At 55.6% G+C, this 16,722-nt stretch carries 14 protein-coding genes; 13 read left to right on the forward strand and 1 reads right to left on the reverse strand.

Annotated elements, in window-relative coordinates:
- Positions 1-308 precede the first annotated feature (308 nt).
- On the forward strand, positions 309-1,895 hold the full coding sequence (locus tag ACESLM_RS05935) for a peptide chain release factor 3 (RefSeq protein WP_094049374.1): 1,587 nt from the start codon (positions 309-311) through the stop codon (positions 1,893-1,895).
- A gap of 80 nt (positions 1,896-1,975) precedes the next feature.
- Positions 1,976-3,136, forward strand: coding sequence for an alpha-D-ribose 1-methylphosphonate 5-triphosphate diphosphatase (locus tag ACESLM_RS05940; protein ID WP_372630607.1), 1,161 nt, complete (start codon positions 1,976-1,978; stop codon positions 3,134-3,136).
- Here ACESLM_RS05940 and sspI read toward each other — a convergent pair.
- On the reverse strand, positions 3,133-3,357 hold the full coding sequence (sspI, locus tag ACESLM_RS05945; RefSeq protein ID WP_372630609.1) for a small acid-soluble spore protein SspI: 225 nt from the start codon (positions 3,355-3,357) through the stop codon (positions 3,133-3,135). The two genes, ACESLM_RS05940 and sspI, sit on opposite strands and share 4 nt — an antisense overlap.
- Positions 3,358-3,416: 59 nt before the next feature.
- On the opposite strand from sspI, the gene ACESLM_RS05950 reads away from it, so the two are divergent.
- The 11 genes from ACESLM_RS05950 to ACESLM_RS06000 all read left to right on the forward strand — a co-directional run.
- The gene (locus ACESLM_RS05950) at positions 3,417-4,157 is read left to right on the forward strand and encodes a potassium channel family protein (RefSeq protein ID WP_372630611.1); all 741 of its coding nucleotides are present in this window, start codon (positions 3,417-3,419) and stop codon (positions 4,155-4,157) included.
- Positions 4,144-5,007, forward strand: coding sequence for a TrmH family RNA methyltransferase (locus tag ACESLM_RS05955; protein WP_372630614.1), 864 nt, complete (start codon positions 4,144-4,146; stop codon positions 5,005-5,007). The genes ACESLM_RS05950 and ACESLM_RS05955 overlap by 14 nt, the downstream gene beginning before the upstream one ends.
- Before the next feature lie 671 nt (positions 5,008-5,678).
- The gene (locus ACESLM_RS05960) at positions 5,679-6,356 is read left to right on the forward strand and encodes a response regulator transcription factor (protein WP_372630726.1); all 678 of its coding nucleotides are present in this window, start codon (positions 5,679-5,681) and stop codon (positions 6,354-6,356) included.
- Positions 6,353-7,795, forward strand: coding sequence for a HAMP domain-containing sensor histidine kinase (locus tag ACESLM_RS05965; RefSeq protein WP_372630616.1), 1,443 nt, complete (start codon positions 6,353-6,355; stop codon positions 7,793-7,795). Before ACESLM_RS05960 ends, ACESLM_RS05965 begins: the two co-directional genes overlap by 4 nt.
- Positions 7,792-8,853 carry an extracellular solute-binding protein gene (locus tag ACESLM_RS05970; protein ID WP_372630618.1) on the forward strand — a complete coding sequence of 354 codons (1,062 nt, stop codon included), beginning with the start codon at positions 7,792-7,794 and terminating at the stop codon, positions 8,851-8,853. Before ACESLM_RS05965 ends, ACESLM_RS05970 begins: the two co-directional genes overlap by 4 nt.
- Before the next feature lie 194 nt (positions 8,854-9,047).
- Entirely contained in the window at positions 9,048-10,184 is a 1,137-nt protein-coding gene (locus ACESLM_RS05975; protein ID WP_372630620.1) for a Fe(3+) ABC transporter substrate-binding protein, read from the forward strand.
- 3 nt (positions 10,185-10,187) lie between these two features.
- Complete coding sequence (locus ACESLM_RS05980) at positions 10,188-11,831, forward strand: ABC transporter permease (RefSeq protein ID WP_372630621.1); 1,644 nt, start codon at positions 10,188-10,190, stop codon at positions 11,829-11,831.
- Between the two features lie 4 nt (positions 11,832-11,835).
- A complete protein-coding gene (locus ACESLM_RS05985; RefSeq protein WP_372630623.1) occupies positions 11,836-12,516 on the forward strand; it encodes an ABC transporter ATP-binding protein in 681 nt (226 codons plus the stop codon).
- A 163-nt stretch (positions 12,517-12,679) separates the two neighbouring features.
- Positions 12,680-14,005: a sulfatase family protein gene (locus ACESLM_RS05990; RefSeq protein ID WP_372630625.1), complete on the forward strand. Its 1,326-nt coding sequence runs from the start codon at positions 12,680-12,682 to the stop codon at positions 14,003-14,005.
- A gap of 72 nt (positions 14,006-14,077) precedes the next feature.
- A complete protein-coding gene (locus tag ACESLM_RS05995) occupies positions 14,078-15,094 on the forward strand; it encodes a response regulator transcription factor (protein WP_372630627.1) in 1,017 nt (338 codons plus the stop codon).
- An 11-nt stretch (positions 15,095-15,105) separates the two neighbouring features.
- Positions 15,106-16,722: sensor histidine kinase (locus ACESLM_RS06000; RefSeq protein WP_372630629.1), on the forward strand; the 1,617-nt coding region annotated here is incomplete at its 3' end.

Here is a 16,722-nt window from a genome sequence, read left to right on the forward strand (position 1 = left end):
AGCCGTACTGAACGATTATCGATGGAATGATGTCATGGGCATCTATCTCCCTCCGATGCTATACGATCCTGAAATTTGGAATGGATAAACCCGTCACAGGGTAATTTCAGGACCGTATGAGGCAGTCTCCAGGAGATAGATGCCCACTTTTTTTTCATCGATAATCTTTTACGCCCCTACTTATGGGACAGCCCCATGTCCATGAGTCGATCATTTGATGTTATTGTCCTCTAGTGACTTATGGGACAGTTCTTTTTGTTATGCTATAATGGAAGCTGTTATTTTATCGTGAAGGGAACTATCCGAGGATGAGCCAAAAGACAAGCGAGGAATTGCGGCGGGAAGTGGAGAAGCGCCGTACTTTCGCGATTATTTCCCACCCCGATGCGGGGAAAACGACTTTGACGGAGAAGCTGCTCCTGTACGGGGGGGCGATTCACGTCGCCGGCTCGGTCAAAGCGCGCAAAGCGGCGCGCCACGCAACGAGCGACTGGATGGAGATCGAGAAGCAGCGGGGAATTTCCGTTACGTCCTCCGTCATGCAATTTCAATATGAAGGCAAGCAAGTGAACATTCTCGATACGCCGGGTCACCAAGACTTCAGCGAAGACACGTACCGGACGCTGACGGCCGCGGACAGCGCGGTCATGCTCATCGACGTCGCCAAAGGCGTGGAAGCGCAGACGATCAAGCTGTTCCAGGTGTGCAGCAAGCGGGGCATTCCGATTTTCACGTTTATCAATAAGCTGGACCGCGAAGGTCAAGATCCGTTCGAGCTGCTCGAAGAGATCGAGCGCGTGCTCGGCATCCGCTCGGTGCCGATGAACTGGCCGATCGGCATGGGCCGGGAGCTGTGCGGCGTATACGACCGGATGAAAAACCAGGTCGAGCTGTTCCAGGGCAAGGACCACTCCGCGATCGAAGTCCGCAAAACGTCCGACTATCGCGATCCGCTCATCAAGGAGATGGCCGGCGACTATTTGGCGGAGAAGCTGGCACAGGAGCTGGAGCTGCTCGACGTCGCGGGCGACTCGTTCGACTACGAGAAGGTGAGCACGGGGCAGCTGACTCCGGTGTTTTTCGGCAGCGCGGTCAACAACTTCGGGGTGCAGACGTTCCTCGAGAACTTCCTGGAGCTGGCTCCGCAGCCGACCGAGCGCAAGACGACCGACGGCACGGTCGCTCCGGAGGAAGAGAAGTTTTCCGGCTACATCTTCAAGATTCAGGCCAACATGAACCCGGCGCACCGCGACCGAATTGCGTTCCTGCGCATCTGCTCGGGGAAATTCCAGCGCGGAATGAGCGTCCGTCACGTTCGCGCGGGCAAGGAGATCAAGCTGTCTCAGCCGCAGCAGTTTTTGGCGCAGGACCGCGATATTGTCGAGACGGCGTACCCGGGCGATATTATCGGCTTGTTCGATCCGGGCGTTTTCCGCATCGGCGACAGCTTGAGCGAAGGACGCGACGTCGTGTTCAACGAGCTGCCGACGTTTTCTCCGGAAATTTTCTCCAAAGTATCGATCAAAAACGCGCTGAAACAGAAGCAATATCTGAAAGGGCTGGATCAGCTGACCGAGGAAGGCATGGTGCAGGTGTTCCGTTCGGTGGGCGCGTTCGAGGACACGTATCTCGGCGTCGTCGGGCAGCTTCAGTTCGAGGTGTTCGAATACCGGATGAAGAACGAATACGGCGTCGACATTCAGTTGTTCCGCACGCCGTTCCAATTCGCGCGTTGGGTCGTGGGCGGCAAGGTCGATCCGACGAAGTTCCGCATCAATTCGATTCTCGTCAAGGACAAGAACGACGTGGACGTCGCCCTGTTCGAGAACGAGTACGCGATGCGCACGGCGATGGAGCGGATGCCTGAACTGCAATTCCTGGAAGTCGCTCCTTAACGGAACATTCGACGGGAGCCTGTCGCCTTGAGGGGCGTCGGGCTCTTTTATAACCTGTAGAGGAAGAAGGCGGAAGCGCGATGGGCAAACGGTTGGCGATCAGGGGCGGTCTCGTCGTCCGTCCGGACGGCGTAAGCCAAGGGGATTTGACGATTGAGGACGGGATCATCGCGGCGATAGACGGAGCCGGCGGGAGTGCAGGCGATTCGGCGGACATCGATGCGGAAGGCTGCTGGGTGCTGCCCGGTCTCGTCGATCTGCATTGCGATGCGATCGAGAAGGAGATCGAGCCGCGGCCCAATACGCTGTTTCCGATGGAGATGGCGTTCCTGCAGTTCGAGCGCAAGCTGGCCGGACACGGCATCACGACGATGCTGCATTCGCTGTCGCTCGGCGTAGGCTTAAGTCTGCGGGGCGAGCATCTCGTCGGGGAGATGATCGAGCTGATCGCCGCCATGCGCAAGGAGAGGGCGATGATCCGCCATGGCGTGCATTTGCGGTACGAGGTGTCCCATCTGACCGGCTTCGAGCTGGCGCGGCGGCTGTTGTCCGAAGGGCTGCTCGATTACTTGTCCTTGATGGACCATGCGCCGGGTCAGGGCCAATATCACCGGCCGGGCGCGTTCGAACGATACGTGATGAAAAATCAAGGAGTCGGAGTCGACGAAGTCGCGGCGATCGTGGAGGAATTGCAGGAGAGAAGAAGCCGGGTCGATTGGAGCAAGCTTAAAGCGCTCACGGCGCAGGCCCGCGCGGCCGGCATCGCCGTCGCCTCTCACGACGACGACACGGCGGAGGCGGTGGAACGTTCGCTCGGTTTCGGGGCGACGGTGTCGGAGTTTCCGTTGAACCTGGATACCGCCCGATTCGCTTCCGCCCAAGGGATGGGCCTATGCGTCGGAGCTCCCAACATCGTTCGCGGCGGCTCGCACGACGGCAACTTGAAGGCGAGCGAAGCCGTCCGCGAAGGCGTTGCGGATATTTTATGCTCGGACTATCATCCGGCGTCGCTGCTTCATGCGATCTTCTGTCTGGAGTCCGAAGGCGTGCCGCTGCACCATGCGGTCAATATGGCGACCTTAAATCCGGCGGCGGCTTTGGGGCGTGAAGATACGCTCGGTTCGCTGGAGATCGGCAAACGCGCGGACGTCATCGTCGTGGGGAAAATACGCGGCATCCCGGTCGTCCGCTGCACGATCGTCGATGGAACGGTCGTGCATGAGACGCGGGATATGGATTAGGATCGGTTAGGGTGGCCGGCCGGCAGCTGCTTCTGCAGCACGGTCACCATTTTCTTCCGGGTGGCTTCGGTGCTGTTCTTCCAGATGATCTCGAACAGGACGCCGAGACCCGGCAGCGCCATCTCTTCGGAGTCGATCGAGCCTTCGATGATGTCGGTCAATTCGGTGTCTTCCTTGCCTTGCACTCGCTGAACAATCGCTTGTCTGAGGTCCAATTCCACGGACTAGCCCTCCTGTAGGAAAAGATTCCCGAATAGATTTCCCCGACGGCTCGATGCTTATGCCCGCGAACGATTATGATATAATGAGCGCATGGATGCGAAGGCGAGGAGGAACGGAGTTGGCCAAGAAACCGCACGGGAAAAAACAGTTCGCCATCATCGGCCTGGGCCGGTTCGGCTCGAGCGTGGCGAAGTACTTAGCGGAGATGGGGTATGAGGTGCTGGCCGTGGACGATAACGCCCAGCGCGTGCAGGACGTAGCGCACACGGTCACGCATGCGGTGTCCGCCGATTCGACGGACGAGGAATCGATGAGCTCGCTCGGAATCCGCAACTTCGACGTCGTCGTCGTGGCGATCGGGCAGGACATTCAATCCAGCATATTGACGACCTTGATCCTGAAGGATCTCGGCGTTCCCTATATTATCGTAAAGGCGCAGAACGAGCTGCACGGCAAGGTGCTCAACAAGATTGGCGCCGACAAAGTCGTGTTCCCCGAGCGGGACATGGGGCAGCGCGTTGCTCATCATCTGATCTCCCCGAACATTCTGGAGCATATCGAACTTTCTTCAGAATACAGCATCGTGGAGATGAGGCTTCCCTCGTCCATGATCGGGAAAAATCTCAAGCAGCTCGACATTCGTCAGAAATACAATTGCAACGTGCTCGCGGTGAAGCGCAGCGAGGAGATGAACATTACTCCGAGCGCGGACGAGCCGCTTATTCGCGACGACGTACTCGTCATCGTAGGCAAGAACGATCAATTAACGAAGCTGGAGCAGGCGTATGCGGAACTTTGAACCTTATTTGAGCTCGACTTCCAATCCTCGCGTGAAGGAATGGGCCAAGCTTTCGGAACGGAAATACCGGGAGCGGGAAGGCAAATTTCTGCTGGAGGGCATCCACCTCGTGAAGGAGGCGCTGGAAGCCGGCTGGCCCCTTGAAATCGTCGCTTTCGACGAGGGCTCGGGGGTATTGGCTCAATTCGAAACGTACAAAGGGGAAGACGGCTGCATCGGGACGGCAGGGACGGGGCCGGAGACGAAGTGGATTCCCGTGTCGCCCGACATTATCGCCAAGTGCAGCGAGACGGGGACGCCTCAGCCGATCTTCGCCGTGGCGCTTAAGCGTCCTCCCGATGCGGAGTCGCTGTATAAAGAAGAGCGCGCATTGGTCGCGGTTCTGGACGGCGTGCAGGATCCCGGCAACGTAGGCACGATCGTCCGCAGCGCCGCCGCCAGCGGGGCGACGGCCGTCGTACTGGGCAAAGGGACGGCCGACCTGTACAACCCGAAGACGATCCGGGCGACGATGGGGGCGCTGTTCCACGTTCCCGTGTTGGAGGCGGATTTGGCAGAGGCGCTGCCGCGGGCGGCCGATCACGGCGCCGCCATCGTCGGCACAAGCTTGCAGGCGGCGTCTTCCTGCTACGAGTACGATTTCGCGGCGGGCAGCGTCTGGCTCGTCTTCGGCAACGAAGGCGCCGGCCTGTCTTCGGAGACAAGCGCATTCGTGCATACGAATGTAATTATTCCGATGACCGGTCGGGCGGAGTCTCTTAACGTCGCCATGGCGGCTACGGTGCTTTTGTTCGAGGCTCAGCGTCGGCGGACGAATAGCTCTCGGAAACCCGAGCTTCAAAGCAAATAAACTCTCCAGGGACGAAGGGGAAGCCATTCCTTCTCCCTAGGCTTTACCCCTCTGTTCACGATTCAGCAAGGTTAAAATCGACCGTTTGTCTTGTCTGAATCGTCTCGACAAAGCGCCTTCGCCGTTTCAAGGACCTTTCACCGTCTCAAGAACCTTTCACCGTCTCAAGAACCTTTCACCGTCTCAAGAACCCCGATGGCTATTTTCTTACTCTTATCGTTGAAGGGAGGAAGAAGGGGGTCGCACCGTATTGAGCGGAAAACCCGCGCTAATTTTGTCGAATGGGGAAGATAAGCCGAAATAGAACGGAAAACCCGCTTTAATTTTCCCGAAACAGGAGAATTACGGAAATAGAGCGGGAAATCCGCTTTAAATCGCTCAAAAAGGGTGCGAAGGCGAATTTAAGACGGAGTTTCCGCTTAAAAAATCTACAGGGCGCGTACGATTACCCAAACGGATCGAGATGGGCAGCGCTCCGCGGATTGTGCTGGAACCATCCTCCCCGGCTTACTTGTGTACCTTGCAAAGGGCCGAGCCTTCAAATGCAGGAAGTATGCAGTCCGGACGCATTCGTCGCTGCTTGATAATGATTCTCGCTACGGAATCTGTATGCTATACTAATGTTCATAGCAAAGAGATTCGGATGCTTGTACGGAGAGGAATCGGACGAAATGAAGCGGATTTTATTCATAGAAGACGAGCAGCATCTTTCGCGGTTCGTCGAAATGGAGCTGCGCCGCGAAGGAAACGAAGTGGTTTTGGCTTATGACGGGTTAACGGGGCTTCATCTAGCGCTTGGCGAGGAATGGGACTTTATTTTGCTGGATCTGATGCTCCCGAAGCTGGACGGACTGGAGATATGCCGGAAAATTCGCGCGCTCAAGAAAACGCCCGTTATTATGCTGACGGCCAGAGACAGCATTACGGACCGCGTAGCGGGGTTGGATTGCGGAGCTGACGATTATATGCCCAAGCCGTTTGCCATCGAAGAGCTGAAAGCCCGGATGAGAGTGATTTCAAGAAGACAGGAGGACAGTCATGAATCCTCGCAAGCGCTCCTTACATTTCGGGATTTGTCCGTCAACGTCGATTTGCGGATCGCCAAGCGGGGGGAAGTTGAAATCGGGTTAACCAAGCGAGAGTTCGATTTGCTGGTCGCACTGATGGAAAACGCCAATCGCGCAATGAGCAGGGAGGCGCTTCTCAATAAAGTATGGGGCTTCGAAGCGGTGGTGGATACGAATGTCGTTGACGTGTACATCCGATATTTGCGCAATAAAATCAACGACCCGGAACAGCCCAGCTACATTCAAACGTTGCGCGGCATCGGCTACGCGATGAAGCCATGAACCTTCCGTCCTTGAAGCGAACGCTGTCGCGCATGCCGTTCAAGTGGATGTTGACCTTATGGTCGGCGTTTCTCATTTTCGTGCTGTTCGTTGCCTACAATACCGTTCAGTACGTGTATGTCGAGAAATGGATGATGGCCCAGGAGAAGAAGCAGGCGCGGCAAAACATGAACGAGGTTCTAAATGGGCTGCTGGAAAGGGAAGCCGGCTTCGCCGAAGACGAGCTGCTGCGCAATCGGAGCTATCTGGACAAGAAGAACCAGAGCGATCAAATGATTCGGATCATCGACCAGCATGGCGACAAGGTGATCGCGGTATCCGACGGGATCCCGGAAGAGTGGATCGCTCCCGAGGTCAAGTCGGAGACCGAAATCGTCGTTACCGACCATGCCGGACACTCCTTGCTCGTAATCAGGAGTCCGATTACGATTCATTCGTTTCATGGAACGGTCGAGATCGTGAGAAACATAGATCAGTTCCAAAGGCTGACGGAAGCGATTTTGCGGGTGTTCCTGTTTTCCGGCCTGGGGGCCGTCGTGCTGAGCGGTCTGGGAGGCGGCTTGCTGGCCCGGCAATTGCTGAAGCCGCTTCAGCTGATGGCCCAGACGATGAGGGACGTCGAACGCAAAGGGGTTCAGGAACGGATCGCCGTTCCTGACAAAGAGGACGAGATGACTGCGCTGATGAAAATTTTTAACGAGATGATGGATCAAGTCGAGCGCTCTTTTTCCCAGCAAAGCCAGTTCGTCGAGGACGCCTCGCATGAGCTGCGCACGCCGATTGCCATTATGGACGGTCATTTGTCCTTGCTGCTGAGCTGGGGCAAGCATGATCCCGAAACTTTGGAGGAGTCTTTGAACATTTCCTATCACGAGCTCACCCGGATTAAAGCGCTCGTGCAGGATCTGCTTACGCTCACCAGAACGGAGAAGGACGGGCTTGCAGCCGATGAAGTCACGGTGCGGGCGGATCGGACGATTCTCAACATTGTCGGACAATGGGAGCAGCTGCATCCGCAGTATACGTTCGAAACGAAGCTGACGGGCTTCGCGGATCGGGAGGTCGTCGTTGCGGAGAGACATCTGGAGCAAATGATGACGATTCTGCTGGACAATGCGGTGAAATATTCGGAAGTCGGCTCCCCTGTCCGGGTTACGGGCTCCGTACGCGACGAAACGGCGGTGTTCGAGATTGCGGACAACGGAGTAGGCATTCCCGAGAAAGACCTGCCGTTCGTGACGGACCGTTTCTACCGGGTGGACAAGGCGCGAAGCCGAAAGCAGGGGGGAACGGGGCTCGGCCTGGCGATCGCCAAGCGGCTGGTCGAACGCTACAACGGCCATATGACGATCCGAAGCCAGGAGTTCGAAGGAACGACCGTAACGGTCTCGTTCGCATGCCGTGCTTATGAGGATTCGTCGGGAGGTGAGATCGAATGAAACAAAGGGTTAAACGCGGATTTCTGCTGGCGGCCGTATCTACCCTGCTCGTAACCGTGTGCTTGTCCTGCGCGGGCAAGAGGCAGGAGGAACTCGCGGGCAACCGGAAGATCGTCAATGTCTTCACGGCGAGGCATTATCAGGTGGATTCCGCGATATATCAGGAATTCACGCGGCGGACAGGCATTCAAATCCATGAGGTCAAGGGAACGGCGGAGGAGCTTATAGAGCGTATGGAACGGGAGGGGGAACGCTCGTCCGCGGATCTGTTTGTCTCCGTCGATGGCGGAATCCTTCATATGGCGAAGGAAAGCGGAGTGCTGCAACCGATAGAGTCCGAAGCCGTGAAACGGAATGTGCCTGCGGAGTGGCGCGACCCGGACGGCTATTGGACGGGAATTTCCACCCGCTCCAGGGTGCTTGTGTATGCCAAAGATCGCGTAAACCCGGAGGACCTGTCGTCCTACGAAGCTTTGACAGGCGAGCGCTGGAGAGGGAAGGTGCTGGTTCGGTCGTCATCGAGTCTGTACAACCGGTCTCTGCTGGCCTCATTTATCGGTCTGCATGGAGAGCGGGAGGCCGCCAAGTGGGCGGAAGGGATCGTCCGGAATTTTGCCCGCGCTCCGGAAGGGGGAGACAAAGATCAGGTCATGGCAATCGCGGCGAAGGTTGGGGATGTGGCTATCATGAATACGTACTACATCGGCCAAATGCTGAACTCTAACGACCTGACGGAACTGGAAGCAGCGAAGAAGCTGGGAATTGTTTTTCCGAATCAGCAAACGACGGGAACCCATGTGAACATTAGCGGAATCGGCTTGTCCAAGCATGCTCCCAATAAAGAGAACGCGCTGAAGCTGATCGAATTTCTGACGGGCGCGGAAGGGCAAACAATGCTTGCGATGATGAGCTACGAGTTCCCGGTAAACGCAGAAGCCGATATGCCCGAATGGTTGAGGAGCTGGCAGGGCTTCAAGCGGCAGCCGGTGGATATCGCGGGTCTCGGCCAGTTTTATGAGCAGGCGAAGGAAATTTTCCAGAGAGCCGGTTGGGAATAAGGGAGCGGATCGTTGCATTTGCGAACAAAGATTTTCTTTCACAGTATTTTCTCATTTTCGGTTGCTAAAATGAGAAATAGGCAGATCGACTAATAATGATATTCATTATCAAAGCCTAAGGGCGTTTTATTTTGATGAATTAATGAGAATGAATATCGTTGTCGCTTATGGCTAACAAGAGGAGGAAAAGAAAGATGTTCAGCAAACGCAATTCGATTTTACTCGTTGCTTTTCTTATGGTCGCAACGCTTCTGGCGGGATGCGGCGCCAACAATTCGAAACCGGGCAATTCCGGCGAAGCTTCCCCTAGTCCGACACAAACGCAAACGCAGACGGAGACGCCGGCCAATACAGCCAGTCCGGAGCCGTCCCAAACGGGCGGCGAAGTTAATATTTATACAGCTCGCCACTATGATGTGGATCAGGAATTATACGATAGGTTTACGAAGCAAACGGGCATTACAGTCAACGTGGTAGAAGGCAAAGCTCCGGAATTGATCGAGCGCATCAAGCGCGAAGGCTCGAGCACGCCTGCCGACCTGTTCATTACGGTAGACGGCGGCATTCTGAACTCGGCCAAGGCGGAGGACGTTCTGCAGCCGATCGTATCCGGCGTTGTCGACGAACAAGTGCCTGCCGAGCTGCGCGATAAGGAAAGTCAATGGATTGGCTTATCCACGCGCGCACGCGTTATCGTATACGCCAAGGATCGTGTCGATCCGGCTCAACTGTCCACTTACGAAGATCTTGCCGAGGATAAATGGAAGGGCAAGGTTCTTGTAAGATCGGCGACAAACCTGTACAACCAGTCGATGCTGGCTTCCTTTATCGCGATCATGGGCGAGAAAGAAGCGGAAGCCTGGGCGGCCGGCATTGCGGCGAACCTGGCGCGGGAACCGGAGGGCGGCGACCGAGATCAGGCGAAGGCGATCGTTGCCGGCGTTGGCGATGTCGGGATTATGAACACTTATTACGTTGGACAGCTGGCAGCTTCCCAGGATGCCGAAGAAGTGAAGGTTGCAGAGCAAATCGGGGTGTTCTTCCCGAATCAGCAGACGACGGGAACCCACATCAACATCAGCGGCGCGGGACTTATCAAGCATAGCAAAAATAAAGACAACGCCGTCAAGCTGTTGGAGTTTCTGACCGGCGCGGAAGCGCAATCGAAAATTTCGCAGGCCAATTTCGAGTTCCCGGTAAACGGCCAGGCGGAGCTTCCGGAACTGTTGAAGAGCTGGGGAGAGTTCAAGATCCAGAACGTCGATTTTGCCAAATACGGCGAGCTGAATCCGAAAGCCGTGGAAATCGCCAATAAAGTCGGCTGGAAATAAGGGATGAAGATAACGCTGCTTCCGAGATCGGCAGGGAGGCACGTCAACGGATGGACGATGACTAGCGTGATCGGGGCGGCAGTCGTACTGCTGCCCATCCTTTACGTGCTGGCTTGCTTGTTCCGGCCGCCCAACGACAATTGGAGCAAGGTCAAGCAATTTTTGCTTACCGATTATGTTTTGGGTTCGGCCAAGCTGGTGTTTTTTACCGGCTTTTTTGCCGCTTTTATCGGAGTTGCGCTGGCTTGGCTTATTGCGGGATATACGTTTCCGCTTAGAAACTTCTTCAAGTGGGCGCTTGTGCTGCCGCTCGCCGTTCCGCCCTATATAGCGGCCTATACCTACAGCTCGATGACCGGTTACACGGGCATTATTCAAGCGACGCTGCGCAATCGCTTCGATGTCGCGCTGCCGCCGGGAACGATCGAGGTCATGTCGGATCGCGGAGCCATTTTCATATTGACGCTGTTTCTGTTCCCGTATATTTTCATGATGACCCGGGTTTTCCTGGAGCGCCAGAGCGCTTCATTTATTGAAAACGCGAGGCTGCTAGGGCACAAGCCGATTTCCGTTTTTTTCAGGGTCGTGCTCCCGCTGTCCAGACCTGCCGTTATGGCGGGCGTCATGTTGGTCGTCTTCGAGGTGCTCAGCGATTACGGGGTAGCCAATTATTTCGGCGTTCAGACGGTGTCGACGGCTATTTTTCAAACCTGGTTCGGGATGTACGATGTAGATTCGGCCATGAAAATGGCGGCTTGGCTTATGATCGGCGTCATTGGTCTCTTCATGATCGAACGCTGGCTGCGGCGAAGCAAGCGTTACGCGAGCACGACAAGCCGAAGTCATCCCCTTAGACCGCAACGATTGAAAGGGTTGGCAGCCTGGGGGGCCGCTGCGTTTTGTACGGTTATTTTTTTGTTGGCCTTCGCGATCCCGATCGCTCAATTGGCGGCATGGTCGATTCAGTATGGCGGTAAAATATGGCGTTCCGACTTCGCCGATCTGATCGCGAACACGATCAAGGGAGCCGGGATCGGAACGGCAATCATTCTGCTGATCGCGATTGTCTCCTCCCGGGCGGCGAGAATGTTCGATTCTCCCTTCATGCAGGCTCTATCTCGTATGATGTCGGCGGGATACTCCGTTCCCGGCGCCATCGTGGCCATTGGCGTATTGGCCATTTTTATCGAGCTGGATGGACGGCTTGCTCCGCTCTACAGAGCGATGGGCAAAGACGACGGGGCGCTCGTGCTCAGCTTGTCGCTGGCCATGCTCTTGACCGGTTATGTCATTCGCTTCATGGCAACGGGATACGGCGCCTTGGAAGCAGGGTACGAGAAAATGCCGAGGGTCTATTCGGAGGCTTCGCGGACGCTCGGCAGAAGCAGTCTGTTCACGTTCCTTCGGGTGGAGCTTCCGCTGATCAAAGGATCGCTGCTTAGCGGTTTCGTGCTGACCTTCGTGGAGATCATCAAGGAGCTGCCGCTTACGCTGCTGCTCAGGCCGTTCAATTACGACACGTTATCGACCCGCGCCTATCAATATGCTACGGACGAACGCGTATTCGACGCAGCTCTGCCGTCGTTGCTGCTCGTGATGATCGGACTGGTGTCCGTACTGATCCTGTTAAGACCGGAAAGGAGATGACCCTATGGCTTATGTTGCGGTTGAACAGATTACGTTCCGCTTTTCCGGCAGGCAGCCGGCAGTGATCGACAAGCTGTCGTTCACCGTGACCCGCGGCGAAATCGTAGGCGTTCTGGGAGCCAGCGGCAGCGGGAAGAGTACGCTTCTCAGGCTGATTGCGGGGCTTGAAATGCCGGAAAGCGGCAGTATTTCCGTCGACGGCCGCTTGCTGACGAACGAGCGCGTCTTTCTTGAGCCCGAACAACGCGGCGTCGGCATGGTGTTTCAAGACTATGCCTTGTTCCCGAATATGACCGTCGCCGATAATATCGTCTTCGGGCTGCACAAGCTCAAGAGATCGATGCGTCTCCTGCGGTTGGAACAGATGATGGAGCTTGTGCAGATGAAGGAATACGCGAAGCGTTATCCGCACGAGCTTAGCGGAGGACAGCAGCAGCGGGTCGCATTGGCCAGAGCGCTTGCCCCGCAGCCTTCCGTACTTCTGATGGATGAGCCTTTCAGCAGCCTGGACGCCCATTTGAAGGCTTCTATTCGCAGCGAGCTCAGGCAAATTCTGCAGAAGGCGAACATCACCTGTCTGCTCGTCTCTCACGATCAGGCGGATATCGAGGCGATATGCGATCGCGTACTGAGAATTCAGGAATACGGGCGGGAGAACGAATTCGAAGAAATTGCGGTTGGCTAACGGAAACCGCTCAGGGGTTCAAGCGGAAACCGGATTTCTCTTGCAGAGGATCCGGTTTTTTATATATTTGTTTGTTCACAGATAAGAAATCATGGTATTGTACAATGTGCGGTTCGATGCCTTGGCTTACACTGAAGAAAACGCAACAAGACGAGGTGATCTTATGAGAAACGTCATCATGATTTCAACGGACCAGCAGCAGGCGAACGCCATAGGATGCGTCGATCCGAGCTATTTCACGCCGAATCTGGATCGACTGCTCGAACGATCGGTGCGATTCACGGGAGCGATCAGCACTTCGGCGCAGTGCACGCCGTCGCGGGCGACCTGGATGACCGGGAAGTTTCCGCATCAGGTGGGCGTCTATCAGATCGGACATGTGCTGGATCCGCACGATTGGAGCATCGCCAAGGAGTTCAATCAGGCGGGCTACGAAACGGTTTATTTCGGCAAGTGGCATCTCGGCTTGTCCCCGGCGGATCATGAATTTCGGATTACCGACTACCGGACGGACGGAACGGAGCAGGAGGGGGCGAATCCCGATCCTCGGTTCCACAGCCATAAAGACGCCCGTTCGACCGCCCAGACGCTGAACTACTTGGAGGATTACGACGGCTCCAAGCCCTTCTTCCTGAAGCTGAACTGGTACATGCCTCATCCGAATGCCCCGGTCGATCACCCCTTCGAGCTGATCGAACGCTACGCGGATCGATTCCCGCAGGAGGAGATGCCGATTCCGGAGAGCTTCTATAAAGACGATTTATCCGGCAAGCCGCCTTTTCAACGAGAGCGCTCGCAGAAGGGGGAATCCGATCTTACCGAAGAGCTCGTGCGTCGCGACGCCCAGCGTTATAGAGCCATGCTGATGCTGATGGACGCTTATTTGGGGCGCATTATGGATAAGCTGGAAGCCAAGAACCTGCTTTCTAATACGGCGATCCTCTTCACGAGCGACCATGGCGATATGCAGGGAGCGCATCGTTTGCGCTTAAAGGGGGTTCTCCCGTACAAAGAGCTTTATAACGTGCCTCTCCTCCTCAAGCTTCCCGGAGCCGAACCGAAACGTAACGTCATCCCCGATCTCGTCTCTACCGCGGCGATCGCGGGGACGCTGCTGGACGCGGCAGGAATCGCGGTGCCCGAAGCTTGCGAGGGAGGCTCGCTGCTGGAGCTTCTTGATCGATCGGAGCCGCCGAAGGACGAACGGGTTTTCTTCGAGCATTACAAAGCTTATTGGGGCCGTCATCCGATGATCGGCATCCAGACGCGGGAATGGAAGTACGTGTATTATTTGGAGGACGATCTCGAGGAGATGTACGATCTGCAAGCGGATCCCGACGAAATCCGCAACGTAGCCGGCCGACCGGAGTTCGACGAGGAGAGGCTGCGTCTGCGGCAGACAGTGGAAGCGTGGTGGGCCGATACCGGAGGGTTCTCGCGACGGGCGATCGAAGATCCGAAGAGCGAGTGGATTGCCCGCACGAAATAGGCGCTGCCCCGTAAACGGAGCCATCCGGGAGCGGGGCAGATTTTTCGTTAGGATAGGAAGGAGGGGTATCCCGTGTATCATGTGTTGGTGGCCGAGGACGAGCATTGGGTCCGCAGCGGCATCGTGGAAATGATCGACCGCATCGGCGGAGGCTTCAAGGTAGTCGGCGAGGCCGATAACGGCGCCGAAGCCTGGAACCTGATTCAGGAGCTGTGTCCGACCGTTTTGATTACCGATATCATGATGCCCAAGCTGGATGGGCTTTCCTTGCTTAAACAAATCGACGAGATCAAATTTCCGATCATCAGCATCATCATCAGCGGCTACGACAATTTCGGCTACGCTCAGCAGGGTATTCGATACGGAGTGTCCGAGTACGTGCTTAAGCCGATCCGGCAGGAGACGCTGAAGGAAGCCTTGGAACGCTCGATCTATCGGCTGGAGATGCTGTCCCCGGTTCACGAGCAATTGATGGCCGTTCAGTCCTTCGTTAATCATCTTCAAGACATGGACGTGGACCAGATCCATTCGGAACTGTCGGCCCTGATGAAATCGATCGCCGGCAATCGGAAAAGCCATCCCAGCTCCAAGCTGGGACTGCTTCGTATCCTGGCCGGCAAGCTGGACGTTCTGCTGGAGTACTTCTATCCGAGCTACGAGAAGATCGCCTCGGCGGACGGAAGCGAGGAGGAACTAAAGCAGCGGATCCAGAAGCTGACGGAGCAATGGTGCCGCCTCGGACGGACGGCCAACGAGAACAAATCCGTGCGGCTCGTCATGAAGAAAGCATGCGATTACGCGGAGAAGCATTACATGCAGGAAATCAGCCTGTCCCAGATCGCGGATTACGTCGGGCTTAGCGTTTCTCATTTCAGCGCGCTGTTCAAGCAAAGCACGGACGATTCCTTCGTCAATTATTTAAACCAGATTCGCATCGACAAGGCGAAGAAGCTGCTGCTGGAGCCCGATTTGAAAATTTATCAGGTGGCCGAGATCGTCGGGTTTTCCTCGGTGCCCTATTTCAACCGGGTATTCAAGAACATAACCGGATGGTCTCCGAACGAGTACCGCAAAGGAATGGGGCTATGAGAAAGTACTGGATGAAATTTTCTATTAAAGTGAGCATGGTCGTGTTGTTCATGACGATCAGTCTCGCCTCGGTCGTTCTCATGGGCATGCTTTCCCATTACAACTACAGCAGCGCCGTCAAGCAGGATTTCCATACGGTAACGGAGGAAGCGACGAAGCGTTTAAACCACCATATGGAGTTTTACTTCGGCCAGCTGTCCAAGGCGACGAGAACCTTTACGAATACGCAGCTTTTTCAGCGCTGGTACGAGGGCGACCCGCTGACCAATTTCGAGCAGGACGAAATCCAATCCCAGCTCAGCCGTTATGTAGCCCTGAATTATGCGGAAATTACAGGAATGTTTTTGAAATCGGCGGACAGAAGAGTGCTGGCGATGAGAAGTTCTTATTTTACCTCGATCGAGGCGCAGGACGAGCCTTGGTTCGAGGTCTCTTTTTCCCGCGAACGCATCCTCATTCCGACGCACGAAATTACGTATCCGCAAATTCTCGGCATGTCAGTCATTACGATTATCAATCCGGTATACAGCACCGGCACGCTGGAACCGATCGGGTCGATTATCATCGACTTTAATCTGAGCGAGATCGAGGCGATTTTCGAACGGTCGAAGCTGGGACAGACGGGACATTTTTTAATGGTGTCCGAAAACGATACGATCGTGTATCACCCGACGAAGGAGTGGCGAGGTCTCAAGCTTGCGGAGACCCCTCTGAGCGTGCTCCGAATGCCGGCGGATGGCGGGGTCAGCCGACAATCGCTGGGCGGCACGAGCATGCTGGTCTCGACCAGCAGCCTGAATCTGTCGGGCTGGAGAATCGTCTCCATCGTTCCGTTCGACGAGATGGCCAGCGGGCTATACGCTGCGAGGAACGTTACGGTCGTCTCTTTCGTGCTGATCGCCGCGATGATCGTTTTTCTCGTGCCGTTGGCGTCCGGTTTGTTCATTCGTCCGGTACTGCACCTGAAGCGCAAGATGGACAAGGTGTTTCAGGGAAATTACCATACCCGGGCCGAATTCCATTCGGGCAACAATGAATTCATGAAGCTGAATTACAGCTTCAACAAGATGGTCGAGCAACTGGACGAGCAGCTAAGCACAATTTCGGATTTGAAGCTGGAGGAGCTTCAAGGACGCTTACGCCAAAGGGAGGCGTATATTCAGGCGCTGCAAAACCAGATCAATCCCCATCTGCTGTACAATTCGCTGGACGTCATCAAGAGCATCGCCCTCCTCAACAACGACGAGCTGGTCGTGAGCATGGCCGGCAATCTGGCGGACGTATACCGCTATACGGCCAAAATTTCGGATAAAGAGGTCACGCTGAAAGAAGAACTGGCCGTTCTTGAAAAGTACCTTGAAATTACGCATATTCGTTTTCCCAAGAAGTTTCAAAGCCGCATCGCGGTCGATCCCCGGTTCCATCCTTGCCTGCTGATCAAGCTGACGCTGCAGCCGATCGTCGAGAACGCGGTAAAGTACGCCGTCGAACCCAGAGGCGGGCATGCGGCCATTATCGTAAGCGCCTATAGCGAAGGAAACGATTTGATCATCGAGATCGCGGATAACGGCGGCGGCATCGCCGAGACGGAGCATTCGGAAATTATCCGGCGACTGGAGAAGATCGTT

This window comes from Cohnella sp. (genome assembly GCF_041641335.1).
Taxonomy (GTDB): domain Bacteria; phylum Bacillota; class Bacilli; order Paenibacillales; family Paenibacillaceae; genus Cohnella.